Annotated in this window: 13 protein-coding genes and 2 pseudogenes; 12 read left to right on the plus strand and 3 right to left on the minus strand. The window is 56.9% G+C overall.

Annotated elements, in window-relative coordinates; genetic code table 11:
• Positions 1 to 8 precede the first annotated feature (8 nt).
• The 9 genes and pseudogenes from ftsZ to JUE30_RS03220 form a co-directional block, all read left to right on the plus strand.
• Positions 9 to 960 (plus strand): annotated as a pseudogene (gene ftsZ / locus JUE30_RS03185) (cell division protein FtsZ); the annotation flags it as partial.
• 47 nt (positions 961 to 1,007) lie between these two features.
• Positions 1,008 to 1,262: pseudogene (locus JUE30_RS11370) on the plus strand (cell division protein FtsZ); the annotation flags it as partial.
• A 151-nt stretch (positions 1,263 to 1,413) separates the two neighbouring features.
• A complete protein-coding gene (locus JUE30_RS03190; protein ID WP_125755512.1) occupies positions 1,414 to 1,884 on the plus strand; it encodes a cell division protein SepF in 471 nt (156 codons plus the stop codon).
• Positions 1,885 to 1,892: 8 nt separating this feature from the next.
• On the plus strand, positions 1,893 to 2,177 hold the full coding sequence (locus JUE30_RS03195) for a YggT family protein (RefSeq protein WP_125755510.1): 285 nt from the start codon (positions 1,893 to 1,895) through the stop codon (positions 2,175 to 2,177).
• Position 2,178: 1 nt separating this feature from the next.
• Positions 2,179 to 2,958, plus strand: a complete 780-nt coding sequence (locus JUE30_RS03200) for an RNA-binding protein (RefSeq protein WP_203623587.1) — start codon at positions 2,179 to 2,181, stop codon at positions 2,956 to 2,958.
• A gap of 15 nt (positions 2,959 to 2,973) precedes the next feature.
• On the plus strand, positions 2,974 to 3,705 hold the full coding sequence (locus tag JUE30_RS03205) for a DivIVA domain-containing protein (protein ID WP_125755506.1): 732 nt from the start codon (positions 2,974 to 2,976) through the stop codon (positions 3,703 to 3,705).
• Between the two features lie 293 nt (positions 3,706 to 3,998).
• Positions 3,999 to 6,785, plus strand: a complete 2,787-nt coding sequence (ileS, locus tag JUE30_RS03210) for an isoleucine--tRNA ligase (RefSeq protein WP_203623588.1) — start codon at positions 3,999 to 4,001, stop codon at positions 6,783 to 6,785.
• Positions 6,786 to 6,787: 2 nt separating this feature from the next.
• Positions 6,788 to 7,015, plus strand: a complete 228-nt coding sequence (locus JUE30_RS03215; protein ID WP_125755501.1) for a cold shock domain-containing protein — start codon at positions 6,788 to 6,790, stop codon at positions 7,013 to 7,015.
• 212 nt (positions 7,016 to 7,227) lie between these two features.
• Positions 7,228 to 8,436, plus strand: a complete 1,209-nt coding sequence (locus tag JUE30_RS03220; RefSeq protein ID WP_203623589.1) for a hypothetical protein — start codon at positions 7,228 to 7,230, stop codon at positions 8,434 to 8,436.
• 101 nt (positions 8,437 to 8,537) lie between these two features.
• Here the strand turns inward: JUE30_RS03220 and JUE30_RS03225 are convergent, their stop codons facing one another.
• Both JUE30_RS03225 and JUE30_RS03230 read right to left on the minus strand, forming a co-directional pair.
• Positions 8,538 to 10,013 (minus strand): MFS transporter, encoded by a 1,476-nt coding sequence (locus tag JUE30_RS03225; RefSeq protein ID WP_203623590.1) that lies wholly within the window; start codon positions 10,011 to 10,013, stop codon positions 8,538 to 8,540.
• Positions 10,014 to 10,143: 130 nt separating this feature from the next.
• Positions 10,144 to 11,052 carry a phosphate ABC transporter substrate-binding protein gene (locus JUE30_RS03230; RefSeq protein WP_203623591.1) on the minus strand — a complete coding sequence of 303 codons (909 nt, stop codon included), beginning with the start codon at positions 11,050 to 11,052 and terminating at the stop codon, positions 10,144 to 10,146.
• A 194-nt stretch (positions 11,053 to 11,246) separates the two neighbouring features.
• On the opposite strand from JUE30_RS03230, the gene JUE30_RS03235 reads away from it, so the two are divergent.
• Positions 11,247 to 12,671, plus strand: coding sequence for an MFS transporter (locus JUE30_RS03235; protein ID WP_203623592.1), 1,425 nt, complete (start codon positions 11,247 to 11,249; stop codon positions 12,669 to 12,671).
• A gap of 166 nt (positions 12,672 to 12,837) precedes the next feature.
• Here JUE30_RS03235 and JUE30_RS03240 read toward each other — a convergent pair whose 3' ends face one another.
• Entirely contained in the window at positions 12,838 to 13,515 is a 678-nt protein-coding gene (locus JUE30_RS03240) for an MmcQ/YjbR family DNA-binding protein (RefSeq protein ID WP_125755493.1), read from the minus strand.
• Positions 13,516 to 13,726: 211 nt separating this feature from the next.
• Between JUE30_RS03240 and JUE30_RS03245 the strand changes: the two genes are divergently transcribed.
• A complete protein-coding gene (locus JUE30_RS03245) occupies positions 13,727 to 14,530 on the plus strand; it encodes a MerR family transcriptional regulator (protein ID WP_203623593.1) in 804 nt (267 codons plus the stop codon).
• 48 nt (positions 14,531 to 14,578) lie between these two features.
• On the plus strand, positions 14,579 to 15,556 hold the full coding sequence (locus tag JUE30_RS03250; RefSeq protein WP_203623594.1) for a zinc-binding dehydrogenase: 978 nt from the start codon (positions 14,579 to 14,581) through the stop codon (positions 15,554 to 15,556).
• Positions 15,557 to 15,569: the final 13 nt, after the last annotated feature.

Consider the following 15,569-nt stretch of genomic DNA (forward strand, 5'->3'; position numbering starts at 1 on the left):
GAACGACAATGGAATTCTCACTGGATACAGATAAAGACACCGGTGCGGTGATCAAGGTCATCGGGGTCGGCGGCGCTGGTGGCAACGCGGTCAATCGTATGATTTCAGAAGAGGTCAAGGGCGTGGAGTTCATTGCGGCCAACACCGATGTCCAGGCGCTGTCTAACTCAGATGCCGAAACGAAGATTCAGCTCGGGCCGAAGCTGACTCGCGGCTTGGGCGCTGGCTCGACCCCGGACGTTGGCCAAAAGGCCGCTGAGGAAAGCCAGGAGGCCATCGAAAACGCCTTGAAGGGCGCGGACATGATCTTCGTCACCTGCGGCATGGGCGGCGGCACCGGGACCGGTGCCGCACCGGTCGTGGCCAAAGTGGCTAAGGATCTTGGCGCCTTGACTGTTGGCGTGGTCACTCGGCCGTTCACATTTGAGGGGCCGAAGCGCGCGAAGAACGCCGCTGAAGGCATCGCCCAGCTGAAGGAACAGGTTGACACGCTGGTCATCATCGCCAACAACCGCCTGCTGGAAATCGTCGACAAGAAGACCCCGATGCTCGAAGCCTTCCATGCGGCCGATAACGTGCTGCGTCAGGGCGTTCAGGGCATTTCCGACCTGATCACTAGTCCTGGCTACGTCAACTTGGACTTTGCTGATGTTAAAACCGTTATGGCCAACCAGGGCACGGCCCTCATGGGCATCGGTTCTGCCACTGGCGAGACCCGGACTGTTGAGGCGACCAAGAAGGCCATCTCGAGTCCGCTGCTTGAAGTGTCGATCGACGGTGCCAAGAATGTGCTGCTGAACATCACTGGCGGCCCAGACCTGTCCCTGTTTGAGGCGCAAGACGCTTCGGACATCGTGGCCCAGGCTGCAAGTTCTGACGTTAACATCATTTTTGGGACTTCCATCAACGAAGAGCTTGGCGATGAAGTTGTGGTTACCGTGATTGCGACTGGGATCGATGATTCCACCATTCAGCAAAATAACGGTCGCGGCAACCGTCGTCAGACCAATCGCCCGGCTCAGGACGGCAAGGCTGATTCTTCCAAGCCGGCGCAAGATGATCCGTTTGGCAACTGGGATCTGCGGCGTGAACCAAAGCGCGAAACGCCTAAGCCAACCGATAATCAAGATGCCGATTTTGCCAATGTTAAGAAGCAGGAGTTCGACATTTTCGAAAGCCAGCCAGAGCCAGAAGACGAGAAAAAGCCGGATGACAAAGGTGACAATGATCAGCCGCCGTTCTTCAAGCTGCGCCGGCAATAAAAGGCTGCGAAGGCCGGCGCATTTAGCCCGACGGGTAGCCTAGCCTGGCACCTTGCCGCTGTATTTTGGCGGTGAGGTGCCGGGCGTAGCTAGCCGCTCGGGCGTTGTCGGCCGAAGCGCAACTACACGCGCCTTTACAGGAGGAAATCTCATGGCTTTTGAAAAACTGGGTAGTAAGTTCAGCGAATTCTTCTCGATGGATCCTGACGAGGATGACGCGGCTGAAATGCCAACGCAGGATGCGGCGCCAGAAACGGCTAAGGCGACCACTGCGGCACGGCCGAACAAGCCTAAGTATCGCGGCAACAAGGTCGTGGCGATGGGCGATCCGGCTGACAAAACCGCGCGCATCGTCGTGTACGAGCCGCGCATTTATTCTGACGCCAAGGAGATTGGCAATCACTTGCTGAATAACAAGGCGGTCGTCGTCAACTTCGATCAGATCAAGGCCGAAGACGCTACGCGCATCGTCGACTTTCTTACCGGGACGGTGTTTGCCATCAACGGTGAGATCCGCCGCGTTGGTGAGATGATTTTTCTGGTCACGCCGGCCAACTTCCAGATTGATGGGACTTTGGCTTCTACGTTGGGTACTGATACTGACCTTGATATGACCAACTAGGAGGACGTATGGCGACAGTTTTGTATTGGCTTTTCACGATCATCAATTACGGCCTCTATATTTACATGATGGCCATGGTGGTCTATGTGCTGATGTCCTGGTTCCCAGGCGCATGGCAATCGCGGTTTGGCCAATGGCTAGGCGGCATCGTGAACCCGTTTCTTAACCTGTTTCACATCATTCCGCCGATTTTCGGCATTGATTTTTCGCCGCTGATCGCGTTCTTCGTGCTTGACCTGGTCAGGTCGGGACTAGGAACCATTTTCAGTGCGATCATGATGCGGGTGGGCTGAGATGGATGGGATTTATCAGCACTTCAGAAAAGACGAGGCGCCGCTGATCGATGAGCTGCAAAGCCAGATCAGCACGGCGGCGACGGAGTACCGGCCGGTTCTGACCGATTTTCTCGATCCGCGGCAGATCCACATTGCCCGAACGCTGACCGGCACCAACGGCACCGTCAAGTGCCACGTGTTTGGCGGGTATATCGGTGCAGAGCGGGCCCGGGTAATTTTCGCGCCTGACTACTTTGCGCCTGACTTGATCGATTTTGAGGTCGCGCCGCTGGAAATCAACTACCCGGAAAAATTCGCGGAGCTGCATCACAGTCAGGTGCTTGGCACGGTTGCCAATGCGGGCATTCGCATGACCGCGTTTGGAGACATCATCACCGATGGCAGCCGCTGGCAACTTTTCACCACCAAGACGATGAGCGACTGGGTGCAGGAAAACATCACGAAGCTTGGCCGCATCAGTGTCCGGTTTGAGGCAATCGGCCTGGATCAGGTCGTGACGCCGCAAAACGATTGGCAACCGGCGCAGCTGTCGATGAGCAGTTTGCGCCTGGACAGTTTGGTCGGTCACGCGTTTGCGATTTCGCGGGCGCGGGCGAAGGCGCTGATCGAGTCCGCTAAAGTCAGACTCAATTTTGAGCTCATTGACCGGCCAGACGTGGCCGTGGGTGATGCCGACATTGTGTCGGTGCGCGGCTTTGGTCGCATTCGCGTTAATTCGGTGCTCGGCGTCAGTAAAAAAGGCAAGGAACGAGTCGCTGTCGACATTATTAAGAAATAGCTGGGAGGGTTCATCATGGCATTAAGTCCATTGGACATACACAATAAGGAATTCAATCACCGCATGCGCGGCCTCGACGAGGATCAGGTCAATGACTTTCTCGCTCAGATCATCAAGGATTACTCCGCTTCGCTCAAGAAGAACGAAGAGATGGAAAAAGAACTCAAGGAACTTCAGGACAAGAACAAGTACTTCAATGACCTGAAGGACGCCTTGAACCAGTCGATCATCGTGGCGCAAGAGGCGGCCGACAAGGTCAAAAAGAACGCCGACGATGAGGCTGCACTGATCCAGTCAAAGGCCGAGAAGACCTCCCAGGACATGCTGACTTCGGCAACCGAAAAGGCCAACCAGATCGTCAAGGATGCTTCGGATAAGGCGAAAAACATCACTGTTCAGACCGAGGACCTCAAGCGGCAGACTCGTGTCTTCCGCCAGCGGTTGCAGGTCATGCTCGAATCACAGCTGGAAGTGGTTAAGAGTCCAGAGTGGAAAGAATTGCTGGCCAGCACAACAGAATCTGCAGAATACCTGGATCCCGCTCAGGAAAAAGTGCCAGAATCTGCCGCAGAGGTTGACAATGAGCCTGCAGATTCAGTAAACTCAGAGGCGACTGAGGACACCGATGGAGAGACCCGTTACACGGAGATCGTTTTTCCAACTGATGAACCGGAAGATTCGACCGCTTCAACCGCCGATTATGAAAGCGACGGCGGTAGTAATACCAGCGATGCGCCTCAAGCATAAGCAATGAACACGCGTCGTCAAACGCCACTGACAGCAGCGAGCCGGGGAGGGTGCAAGCCCGGTGCCAGTCGCTTGACGGTATCAGTTCAGGTAAGTCGGAGGTAACTTCGACGGATGACCACCGTTATTGGGTCAACTAGAGGAAGCAAAACCTTTTGCTTCGAACTTAGGTGGTACCACGAGCACGCTCGTCCTATTGATAGGACGGGTGTTTTTTTATGGTGTGAAGGTCCGTGGCCTTCGCACCCAATCAAGTTTCAGCAGGATGAGACAGATTCAGAAAAGGAGCAGTCATGAAAGTCAAAGATACGTTGAACCTCGGCCACACCGACTTTAAGATGCGGGCGGGGCTGCCGAACAAGGAACCGAAGATGCAGGCGGCGTGGGAAGAAAACCACCTCTACGAAATGCGCCAGAAGCTCAATGAGGGCAAGCCGGCCTTCATTCTGCATGATGGACCCCCGTTTGCAAACGGGAATATTCATATGGGCCACGCGCTCAATAAGATCTCCAAGGACATCATCGTGCGCTACAAGTCGATGAACGGTTTCCGCGCACCGTATGTGCCCGGCTGGGATACACACGGTCTGCCAATCGAGCAGCAGCTGGCCAAGAAGGGCGTGCACCGTAAAGAAATGGCGATGGACGAGTATCGCGAGCTCTGCCGCCAGTTTGCGATGAAGGAAATTGAGAAGCAGCGGACTGACTTCAAGCGCCTTGGCGTGCTCGGCGACTGGGATCACCCATACATCACCCTGCAGCCGAAGTTTGAGGAGCAGGAGATTCGGGTCTTTGGCGCCATGGCCGAAAAAGGCTATATCTATCACGGCTTGAAGCCCGTCTACTGGTCTTGGTCCTCCGAGTCGACCTTAGCGGAAGCCGAGATCGAGTATCACGACGTCAAGTCGCCCTCGATTTACGTGGCCTTCCCAGTTAAGGACGGCAAGGGCATCATCGGCACCGACACGAGCTTCATTATTTGGACCACCACCCCGTGGACCATTCCGGCCAACCAGGGCATCGCGGTCAATCCACGCTTTGAGTACGCGCAGGTCGAAGCCGATGGCAAGAAGTTTGTGGTTGCCTCTGAACGACTGCAGGTGGTCAAGGAGGCCCTTGGCTGGAACGACGTGGCCGTGCTGAAGACGTTCTCCGGCAAAGACATGGAGCGCATGGTGGCCAAGCACCCGCTGTATGATCGCGACAGCCTTGTGATTTTGGGCGACCATGTCACCCTGGATTCAGGGACCGGCTTGGTCCACACCGCGCCGGGACATGGTGAAGATGACTATAAGGCTGGCATGAATTATGACTTGCCAGTGGTTTCAGTCGTCGACGAGAAAGGCTTCATGACCAAGGACGCGCCAGGCTTTGAAGGCGTCTTTTACGACAAGGCCAATCCAATGGTCACTAAGGCTCTCGAGGAAAAAGGCGCCCTGCTGAAGCTCGACTTCTTCACTCACTCGTACCCGCACGACTGGCGGACCAAAAAGCCCGTCATTTTCCGGGCGACGACGCAGTGGTTTGCCTCGGTTGAAGCATTCCGCCAGCAGATCCTTGACGCCATCGACAACGTGTCCTTCACCCCGAGCTGGGGCAAGACGCGGCTGTACAACATGATCCGCGACCGCGGCGACTGGGTCATTTCCCGCCAGCGGGCCTGGGGCGTGCCACTGCCGATTTTCTATGCCGAAGATGGCACCCCAATTCTTGAAAAGGCAACCATCGATCACGTGGCGGACCTGTTCGGCCAGTACGGCTCGATTGTGTGGTCGCAGCGCAAGGCCAAGGACCTGCTGCCGGAAGGGTACACCAACGTGCACTCACCAAACGGTAAGTTCACTAAGGAAACTGACATCATGGATGTCTGGTTCGATTCCGGTTCCAGCTGGGCAGGTGTTGCCGAAGCCCGGCCGGAACTTGAGTACCCGACCGACCTGTATCTCGAAGGCTCCGACCAGTATCGCGGGTGGTTCAACTCTAGTTTGATCACCAGTGTGGCGGTCAACGGCGTCGCGCCATACAAGCAGGTGCTGTCGCAGGGCTTCACCCTCGATGGCGAAGGCCGGAAGATGTCCAAGTCTCTGGGCAACACGATTGCCCCAGACAAAGTCGAGAACCAGTACGGCGCCGAAATCATCCGCCTCTGGGCCGCTACCGTCGACTCTTCGTCGGATGTGCGCGTCTCGATGGATAATTTTGCGCAGACCTCTGAAGCCTACCGCAAGATTCGTAACACCCTGCGGTTCATGATCGCTAACACGGCCGATTTTGACGAAAAGGCCGACACCGTGGCGTACGATCAGCTTGGCAGCGTGGATCAGTACATGATGGTCCGCCTGAACCAGGTTATCAAGACGGCGAAGGCTGCGTACGACAAGTACGATTTCGCCACCGTTGAAAAGACCATCTCCAGTTTCTTGGTCAACGACCTGTCTGCGTTCTACCTGGATTTTGCCAAGGACGTTGTGTACATCGAGGCCGAAAAGAGTTTGGCTCGCCGGCGCATGCAGACGGTGATGTTTGACGCCTTGCTTGACCTGACTAAACTGCTGACCCCAATCCTGTCGCACACCGCCGAGGAAATCTGGCCGTACCTGCGTCAGCCGGAGCAATATGCTGCACTCAGCAACATGCCTGAGGCCCAGGATTTTGCTGGTCAAGATGACTTACTCAAGCAGTGGAGTGCCTTCATGAGCTTCCGCGCTGAGGTGCAAAAGAGTCTGGAAATGGCCCGCGACGCTAAGCTGATCGGCAAGTCCATGGAAGCGGCCGTGACCGTCTACCCGCAAAACAGTGTCCGCTCGCTGCTGGCTGGCTTGGACGCCAATGTCATGCAGCTGCTGATCACCAGCGGGTTCGCCGTGGCAGCAGAGGGCGCCAGCGTCCCTGAAGGCGCTGTGCACTTTGACGATGCTGATATTCTGGTTGAGCATGCGCAAGGGGACGTTTGCCAGCGCTGCCGGATGATCACCACCGACGTCGGGGCCGACAAGCGCTTCCCGACGCTGTGCGGCCGCTGTGCAAAGATTGTCGCCGAGAACTTCCCGGAAGCCGTTGAAAACGGCTTTGAGGCCTAGCCATGGAAGGACGCGTGCGGCTCTTCAACGAAAAGCAGGGCTACGGGTTCATCGAGCCCAGTGACCCAGACCTGCCCAAGGATGTGTACGTGCATTTTTCCGCCATCATCGGCGGTGGCTTCAAGTCGCTGAAGGCCGGGCAAAAGGTCAAGTTTGTGATCATTCAAGGCGCTAAGGGCCCCCAGGCCGCTAACGTCGAGGTGATTGAGGATTCAACGTACGGCAATTAACGTGCAGCGCCGACTGGGGCAGAGTTTGAAGATGCCCAGCCGGCGCTGTTTTGATTCTCGTGAGGTTTCGCGGCGGGTGTCGTATAATGCGTTTGCTAATCATTTTTGGCTGCACGGAAACCCATGGCGCAGCGAGCGGGGCGACCCCTTGACTTGCATGCGCGTCAGCAATCGATTCAAAATCTGATTTTACTCAATAGGTGAGCTTAAACATGGAAAATACTTTTGTCCCAGTCATTGTCGGCACGGATATCAACGCGTACACGATGGCGATCTCGTTTCATCAGGAGTACGGCATCACGCCCTGGGTCATCGGCCAGGCGCCGCTATCTTTTACCGAATGGAGCGACATCACGACCCAGATCGAGTATCACGATGACCTGCGCAAACCGGGCCGCTTTACCCCGATCTTGCTGGATTTTGCCAAGCGCCACGTGGGTAAGCCGCTGCTCCTAATTGGCACCAATGACGCATACGTAAGGCTGATCGTTGAAAACGCGGCCGCGCTTCAGCCCGCTTATCGGTTTAACTACCCAACCCTGAATCTGCTGAACAAGTTTCAGCATAAGGCCGATTTTTATCAGCTCTGCGATCAGTACGGGATCCCGCACCCGGTCACAAAGACAGCGCTTTGCAGCGACCCGGCACCCGAGTTTGACGACCGCGGGCTGCGTTACCCCGTAATCGTGAAGCCCAATGACACCGTCAAGTACATGTACATGCACTTTGCCGGCAAGGAAAAAGTCTTCAAGTGTGTCGACCGCACGGCGCTGGAGCGCGTGCTGACGCTGCTGAATGCCAATGGGTACAGCGAGTCGGTGCTGATTCAGGAGTACATTCCTGGCGCCGATGACGCGCTGTGGGACAGTGTGGTTTATGTGGATCGTCAGCACCACGCCCGGATGGTCAGCCTGGCCCAGGTCGTGCTGCAAGAGCACGACCGTACTGCCATCGGCAATTACACCGCGCTGATCGCCCGCTTTGACGCCGCCCTCATGAACCAGCTGGCGGACTTTCTCGAGGCAGTCGGCTACGCCGGGTACGCCAATTTCGACATGAAGCGCGATCCGCGCGACGGCCAGATCAAAATTTTTGAGGCAAACACGCGGCAAGGCCGGGCCAGCTACTACATCACTGGGCTGGGGCAAAACTTGGCTCGTAACCTGGTTGATGATTGCATCAAAGGCGAGACCAAGCCGCGGGTGCTGGCGAAGGGCGACTTTCTATACAGCCTTGTGCCAAAATTTGTGTTGCGGCATTTCGTGAAGTCGCCGGCGCTGCATCAGGAAATCAACCAGCTGATCAGCGGCAAACACTGGGTCAACCCGCTGTTTTACCCGGCGGATCACAACGCAAAACGCCGCCGTTTTCTGTTTTTGCGTCAGTTGAATTATGTTCGCAAGTATTACCGCAATCGCTGAGGCGAGTGCGGTGATACCCCACCTGCGGCCACTTGTTACCGGATAATAAAAGAGGCAGTGCACCTTTAAAGTGCGCTGCCTCTTGCAATTTATTCGGGAAATTATTGAAGTGGCGCGGCCAGCTTGGCCTCTTTGTGCTGGGCGTAGAAGTTCAGCGCCAGCGAGATCAGCATGAGCGCCAGGGCCAACAGCATGATGTTGTGCAAGCCGCTGAAGAGAATCTGGCGCATCGCCGGCAGCAGATGGTTGGGCAGGCTGGCGGCGCTGTTGGAGTCACTCAGCTTGTTCATCATGGCCATGGTGATGCCGGGGTGGGCGGCCACCCCTTTGGCCAGCTGCTGGTTCATCAGCAGGCCAAAAATGGCCACGGTGAAGGTCTGGCTAAGCATGCGAATCAGAAAACTGAACGACGTGGCAACCGACACGTCCTGTTTTTCCGCGTCGACTTGGACTTTGACCTGCAGCTCGTTGAAGCAGGCGCCGTTACCCCAGCCTTCAAATGCGCCGGCCACCAGCAGCAGCCAAAACGGCGCGTGGACGTTCAGGACGGCCATCAGCACGAAACTGATGGTCAGCATCAAAATGTTAAACGTCAGCACCTGGTGCGGCGTGTAGCGGCGGCGCATCATTGGGACCGATTCCGAGCCGGCGACATTGGTGAACGCCGCCGGGATCTGGGTGGCGCCGCCGAGCAGTGCCGTCGTGCCAAGCAGCCCCTGCGCCCACATCGGCGCGTAGGTCAGAAACGAGACGAAGGCGCCCCAAATCAGAGTGAACAGCAGAAAATCCATCACCAGGGGAAAATTGCGAAACAGCCGCAAGGGGATGACAGGGTCTGCGGCGTGCTTTTCGGCACGCAGCAGCAGCGCCATGGCCAAGACCGCCAGCACCACCAAAGCGAGGATGACCGGCAACTTGACCATGCCGATCAGTTCGATGGCGCCCAGCAGGCTGACCAAGAGCACGACCAAGGCGAGGCTGCCGCGCACGTCCAGCGGCGCATCGACGGCGGCGCTGCGGGGCACCTTGTAGTAAATTTGCACCAGCAGGATCGACAGCAGGCCGATCGGCACGTTAATGTAGAAAATCCAGTGCCACGACAGTGTATCGACCAGGAACCCGCCGACCAGTGGGCCGATGATGGTGGCAAAGCTGTAGAAGCCGGAAACCAGGCCCAAGGTTTTCATGCGGTCGCGGACGTTCGGATACAGATCGGCGAACATGATGTATGGCAGTGAAATCATGCCCCCATTGCCGATGCCGGCGATTCCGCGCGTGATGATCAGCACCCAGATGTTGGGTGACAGGCCTTGCAGCAGGGAGCCGACCACAAAGGTCAACGCCGCGAGCTGGTAGGCGAACTTATAGGCGGTCCGCTGGCCAAGCTTGCTCCACAGCAGGGTGGACACAGCGGTGCCAAGCAGAAATACCGCGACGATCCAAGCCATCAGCTGCAGCCCGTGCAGGTCCGCTATGATGGCGGGCAAGGCGGTGTTGACGATGGTGCTGTCGATTCCTGACATCACATTGGACAGCAGAAGGGCGACGGTGACGAGTCTGATGTTACTTTTCGACATAAACGACATTCTCTCAATTAGCGTCATGAAAAAATCATGCATAGATAATCTTATGCTTTTCACTGCCTGGCGTCCATGCTGCGAGCATGAAAAAAGCACTGGCCGCAAGGGTCAGTGCCGAGTGAGTCGGTTACTTGTCTTCGATGGTCCCATCGTGGGTGCGGGCCACTTTCATGTCAACGACTGGGATGTAACCCATTTTCTTAACCAACGTGTTTTGTACCGCTTTGCTTTGGATGTAGTTGATGAACTTGGCGGTGGCGGCGTTCGGCGAGCCCTTGGTGTACATGTGCTCGTATGCCCACACCGGCCAGGCGTTGGTGGTGACGTTCGCGTCGGTGGGCTTGACGTTGTTGAGGGCCACCGCGGTCACGCCGTCCTTAATCGCGGAAAAGGCGAGGTAGGAGATGGCGCCAGGGGTGCTTGAGACCATCTTCTGGACGGTGCCGCTGGAATCTTGTTCCTGCGCGGTTTTGACCTTGTCGGTCTTGAGGGCGAACTGCTCGAAGGTGGCCCGGGTTCCGGAACCCTGCGCACGGTTGATCAACACGATAGCCTTGTCGGCGCCACCCACCTGCTTCCAGTTGGTGACCTTACCGGTGAAGATATCGACCAGCTGCTGTGAGCTGAGGTTCGTGATCTTCGTGTCCGGGTTGACGACCGGTGCCATGCCGACAACGGCGACCTGGTGATCGACTAGCTTGGTTGCCGCGATGCCTTTTTGCTGCTGGGCGAAGATGTCGGAGTTGCCGATGGTCACCGCGCCGGATTGAACCTGCGACAGGCCGGCGCCCGAGCCGCCGCCCTGGACGGTGATGCTGGTGCCTGGTGTCTTCTCCTGATACTGCGCCGCGGCCTGTTCGACCAGCGGCTGCAGGGCTGTGGACCCAACGGCCATGATCTTGCTGGAATCGGCGGCCTTGGCGGTTGACGGCTTGGCCGCGCTGCCGCTTTGCTTGGCCCCGCAGGCGGCGAGCAGCAGCACGACCCCGACGGTGACCAGTAGTGAACCTTTTTTCAAAAGTGAACCTTTTTTCATGAATATTTCCTCCCCTAATGGAATGACTCAAGCATACGCGGTGAGTGTAAAAGCCTTTCGCACTGGGTGTAATTGTTAGGTATCCGGTGTAAAGACACTGCACCGGTTACGTAAATATCGTCAGTACTGACGTTTGTCTTTCAGAAATTGAGACCATATAATAAAAGGGACAAATTCGGGCAATGGAGGCCGCCATGAAAAATTACGTCGACGATCCGCACGTTCAGAAAAATCGCTGGTGGATCATGACCGCCGTCGGCATGTTCACCATCATGTCCACGCTGGACGCTTCCATCGTGAACATTGCACTGCCGGTCATCTCAAAGGACATGCACCTGCCGATGAACCAGGCCGAGTGGACCGTGTCCATTTACCTGATCGTGATTTGCGCGCTGCTGCTGCTCATGGGCAAGCTGGGCGACATTTTCGGTAAAATTCGCATCTTTCGTATGGGTGAGGTGCTGTTCACCATCGGCTCGCTGTTTGCCGGGTTCAACCACTCATTTGTGATGCTGCTGGCGGCGCGGGTCGTGCAGGCCCTTGGCGCGTCGATGACCATGGCCAACAGTAACGGGATTGTGACCGAAGTCTTTCCGTTCCAGGAGCGCGGGCGGGCGCTTGGCATGATTGGCTCGTTTGTGGCCGTGGGGTCGATCGCCGGCCCAGGGCTCGGCGGCCTGATTCTCGGGGTGCTGCCATGGGGCTACATTTTCTGGATCAACGTCCCACTCGGCATCCTGGCCATGATCGTGGGTCAGGTGGTGTTCCCCAAGGACATCGAGCACAGCCAGTCTAAAATTGATTGGCCCGGGTTTGTGGCCTTTGCGCTGTTCATCGTGCCGCTGTTTGCCGGAATTTTCATCGGCCAGGAGATTGGGTTTACGAAGCCCGTCATCCTGGCAATGTTTGCGGTGGCGATCATTGCCTTTGCCGCGTTTATTTACATCGAGCAGCACACCGCAGAACCGATGCTGGCACTGTCGCTGTTTGCCAACAAGGAGTTCACCATCTCGCTGTTCGCCGGTTTTCTAATTTTCGTCACCAATTTCTTCTTTAACGTAATTTCCCCGTTTTACCTAGAAAATGCACGCGGGCTTTCGGCGACGACGGCCGGGTACATGCTGATGCTGTTCCCAATCGTGCAGGTGATCGTCGCGCCGCTGTCGGGCTCGCTGTCAGACAAAATCGGGCCGTATGTCATCACGCTGGTGGGTCTGCTGGTGATTTTGGTCGTCCAGGTCGGGTACGTCACGCTGAGCCTGACCACCCCGTGGCTGCTGGTTTGCGTGATCATTGCCGTGATGGGGTTTGGCAACGGTGCATTCCAGTCGCCCAACAACACGCTGGTCATGTCAGCGGTCGAACCTAAGGACTTGGGGATCGCCGGGGGCCTGAACGCGCTGGCGCGCAACATGGGGATGGTCGTAGGCATCTCCGCGTCGACCACGGTGCTGTACGCGGCGATGAGCCGGGAGGCCGGGCGCAAGGTGACGACGTTTGTCGCCAGCCAGCCGCAACTATTCATCAACGGCATGCACGTTGCCTTCAGTGTGGCGGTGGTGATGTGTGCCATCACTGTGGCACTCACCGCTTATCGGATGATCACGATGCGTAAATAACGCAAAAAAGAGGCTGAGACATCAAGCGGGTTTAGCCCAAAGCACAAGCGCCTCTGTGCCACGATTCGTTTTTAGAATCGCGGTGCAGAGGCGCTTGTGCGCTTGGGCGTTGCTTGATGGAACGCGACTAGGCAATTTTGTCCTACTTTCGTTTGCGTTCGGTTGATTATTTGGCCAAGTCGCGACTGGTTTTGACGCGAGCCATCAGCGTTTCCAGTGGCGTGCCGACATCCAGCTGGTAGGACAGCCAGTGCTGTTTATTCATGTGATACGCGGGCAGCGCCTGGCCATTTTTGAGCTGGGCCTGAATCGTCTGGGGCGTTGCGCGCAGCACCAGCAGGTCGATGGGGTCATCGCCGGTCAAGCCTACCTTGTCCGGGGTGACCTTGACCATCAAGGCGTACCACTTGCGGTTGTCGCTGCGGCGAATGATCGCGTTATTGGGAAATTGCTTCCACAGGTATTCGGGCTGTTCATCGAAGGTCTCGCCGATGGCCGCGGTGACTTTTTTCATCTGCCCGGCGTCAAACATGGTCGGCACGAAGCAGTCCTTTGAGATCGCCGTCAACGCCGCAATGTAGGCCCCGCGGATCTGGCCGATGAACATCCCCGAGTTGGCTGGGTCCAGGTGAAGGGTGTACAAGTCGCCGGACTCCTGGTCGGTGACCGGGCTGGTGATGGTGTCCCCATCGATGTTGACGGTGAGGCTGAAGCCCGGGACCAAGTCGGTTTGATAGCGCCAGGTGGTTCCGGCCTGCTTGAAACCATATGCGGCCAGCTTTTTGGCGTCGGGTTGGCGGTTGTGAAAAATCGTGTCTTGAATCGAGTCTTGTAAGGTGGTCATAAGAATCCTTCTTTCAGGTGGTCATTACGGTGGCGAGTTGCGCAACCCAGTTGGCAATTACTGATGAAAAATAGCTTGACTGTCACGCCGCGTCACAGTTTACCCTAAGGTTGTCGGCGGCAGTGTCAAGGCAGAATACCGGCCTGAATCACTGTGCTACACTAGTTATAAACCATACCGTCACGTGACAGTCAACCCAAAGGACAGTGCGATGCTTAAAATTAGTGAAATGGCCAAGTTAGCCAATACCACCAGACGAACCCTGATCTTTTACGATGAGCAGGGGCTCTGTAAGCCGGCCAAGGTGAGCGACACCGGGTACCGCTACTATGAGTACCAGCAGCTGTACGACCTGATGACGATTCTTGGTCTGCGCCACATCGGGCTCTCGCTTGAACAGATCAAGGCCATCAGGTCCGCCGACAACCGGCAGGCCATCCCGCAGCTGCAGGCCGCTCAGGCCAAAATCACCAGTCAAATCGAGGATCTGCAGCGCGTGCAGGCGGTGATTCAGCAGCGGCTGACGCGGCCTGGCAAGGCGCCGGCCGGTAAATTGTATGCGCCGGTGGTGGCGACGCTGAAGCCCGCCACATTCTGGTGCTCGCGCAAAGCGGTGGACTGCACCGAAGAAGAGGTGGCCCAGCTGTTTTCAGAGTTTTATCAGGAGCTGGATTCGCTGGCGCTGATGAACACGGCCACCTCGGGGTATTTAACCGATTTGCCAGTCGATGATCCCGCCGGTTACATGGACGCGTCGTTTCGGATTCTAAAAGAAACGCAAGGCAAGTCGAACGAAACCTTGCTGCCGCTGATCAAAAAGCCGGCGGGTCGGTATGTACGCGTGCGCGTCGCCAACACCCTGGACGGGATCACCCGCGGGCTGAACGAACTGAACCAGTTCTGCCAGACCGCCGGGCTGCACCCGAGTACACAGCTGTGGCAGATCAATGACCACGACGCGGTGGTGGCGCAAGGCGCAACGCCGTACGGCTGGCTCGAGTACGCGCTGGCCTGACAGAAACCTGAAACGCGATTCAATTAGACAACCAAGGAGGAAACGAATATGCAAGCAATTCAATTAACCGGTCCGTGTGAGGCCAGTGCGCTGAAACCTGTAGAGGTGCCAAAGCCTGAGGTCAAGGCCGGGTTTGACGTGGTGCAGGTCAAGGCCTTTGGGGTGAATGAGTCGGAAGTCACCAGCCGCAAGGGCGAATCCGATGGCGATTTCCAGTTTCCGCGGATCTTGGGCATTGAAGGCACAGGCGTGATTGACACGCCAGCTGCCGACTCACCGTATCAGCGCGGCCAGAAAGTGGCGATGATGATGGACGGCCTCGGCCGGGCGATTGACGGCTCTTACGCCGAGTATTGCCTGGTGCCGCATGCGGCAATGATTCCGCTGGAGACTGACCTTGACTGGGACGTTGTTGGCGCCCTGCCGGAAATGCTGCAGACCAGTTACGGCTCGCTGAACAAGGGGCTAAACCTAACGGCCGGCGACACCGTGCTGATTCGCGGTGGCTCGTCAACCGTCGGGCTCATGAGCATCGGTCTGGCTAAAATGCTGGGGGCGACCGTGCTTGCCACGACGCGCAGTCAAGGCAAGGTGGCCAAACTAACGGCCATGGGTGCAGACCATGTGCTGATCGACGACGGCCACATTGCCGCCCAGGTGCACGACGTACTTCCTGACGGCGTGGCTAAGGCGCTTGAGCTGGTCGGCACCACGACGCTGGCGGACACCTTTAGCGCAGTCAAACCAGCTGGTAAACTCTGCTTCACTGGCGGACTTGGCGGCGGCTGGGAAATCGAGCGCTTCTCACCGTTCATGATCCCCAGCGGCAAGTTCTTGACCAGTTATGCCGGTGAGGCCAAAGACCTGCCGGCCAAGATCTTCAACCAAGTCCTTGCTGCGGTCAAAGAGGGCAAGCTGACCGTCCCAATTGCCAAGGTCTATCGTGGGCTTTCAGCAGTCGGTGAGGCCCATGCCAACTTGGAGTCTGGCCGCTTTGTCGGCAAACACGTGGTGGTGTTAGCTTAATCAGTGTTGGATT

Origin of the sequence: Lacticaseibacillus sp. 866-1, assembly GCF_016861825.1 — a bacterium.
Taxonomy (GTDB): domain Bacteria; phylum Bacillota; class Bacilli; order Lactobacillales; family Lactobacillaceae; genus Lacticaseibacillus.

What these genes read in the sequence shown, in the direction of transcription:
- JUE30_RS03190 (WP_125755512.1), top strand. Translation starts at nt 1,414, where the DNA reads ATGGCTTTTGAAAAACTGGGTAGTAAGTTCAGCGAATTCTTCTCGATG.
- JUE30_RS03195 (WP_125755510.1), top strand. Translation starts at nt 1,893, where the DNA reads ATGGCGACAGTTTTGTATTGGCTTTTCACGATCATCAATTACGGCCTC.
- JUE30_RS03200 (WP_203623587.1), top strand. Translation starts at nt 2,179, where the DNA reads ATGGATGGGATTTATCAGCACTTCAGAAAAGACGAGGCGCCGCTGATC.
- JUE30_RS03205 (WP_125755506.1), top strand. Translation starts at nt 2,974, where the DNA reads ATGGCATTAAGTCCATTGGACATACACAATAAGGAATTCAATCACCGC.
- ileS (WP_203623588.1), top strand. Translation starts at nt 3,999, where the DNA reads ATGAAAGTCAAAGATACGTTGAACCTCGGCCACACCGACTTTAAGATG.
- JUE30_RS03215 (WP_125755501.1), top strand. Translation starts at nt 6,788, where the DNA reads ATGGAAGGACGCGTGCGGCTCTTCAACGAAAAGCAGGGCTACGGGTTC.
- JUE30_RS03220 (WP_203623589.1), top strand. Translation starts at nt 7,228, where the DNA reads ATGGAAAATACTTTTGTCCCAGTCATTGTCGGCACGGATATCAACGCG.
- JUE30_RS03225 (WP_203623590.1), bottom strand. Translation starts at nt 10,013, where the DNA reads ATGTCGAAAAGTAACATCAGACTCGTCACCGTCGCCCTTCTGCTGTCC.
- JUE30_RS03230 (WP_203623591.1), bottom strand. Translation starts at nt 11,052, where the DNA reads ATGAAAAAAGGTTCACTTTTGAAAAAAGGTTCACTACTGGTCACCGTC.
- JUE30_RS03235 (WP_203623592.1), top strand. Translation starts at nt 11,247, where the DNA reads ATGAAAAATTACGTCGACGATCCGCACGTTCAGAAAAATCGCTGGTGG.
- JUE30_RS03240 (WP_125755493.1), bottom strand. Translation starts at nt 13,515, where the DNA reads ATGACCACCTTACAAGACTCGATTCAAGACACGATTTTTCACAACCGC.
- JUE30_RS03245 (WP_203623593.1), top strand. Translation starts at nt 13,727, where the DNA reads ATGCTTAAAATTAGTGAAATGGCCAAGTTAGCCAATACCACCAGACGA.
- JUE30_RS03250 (WP_203623594.1), top strand. Translation starts at nt 14,579, where the DNA reads ATGCAAGCAATTCAATTAACCGGTCCGTGTGAGGCCAGTGCGCTGAAA.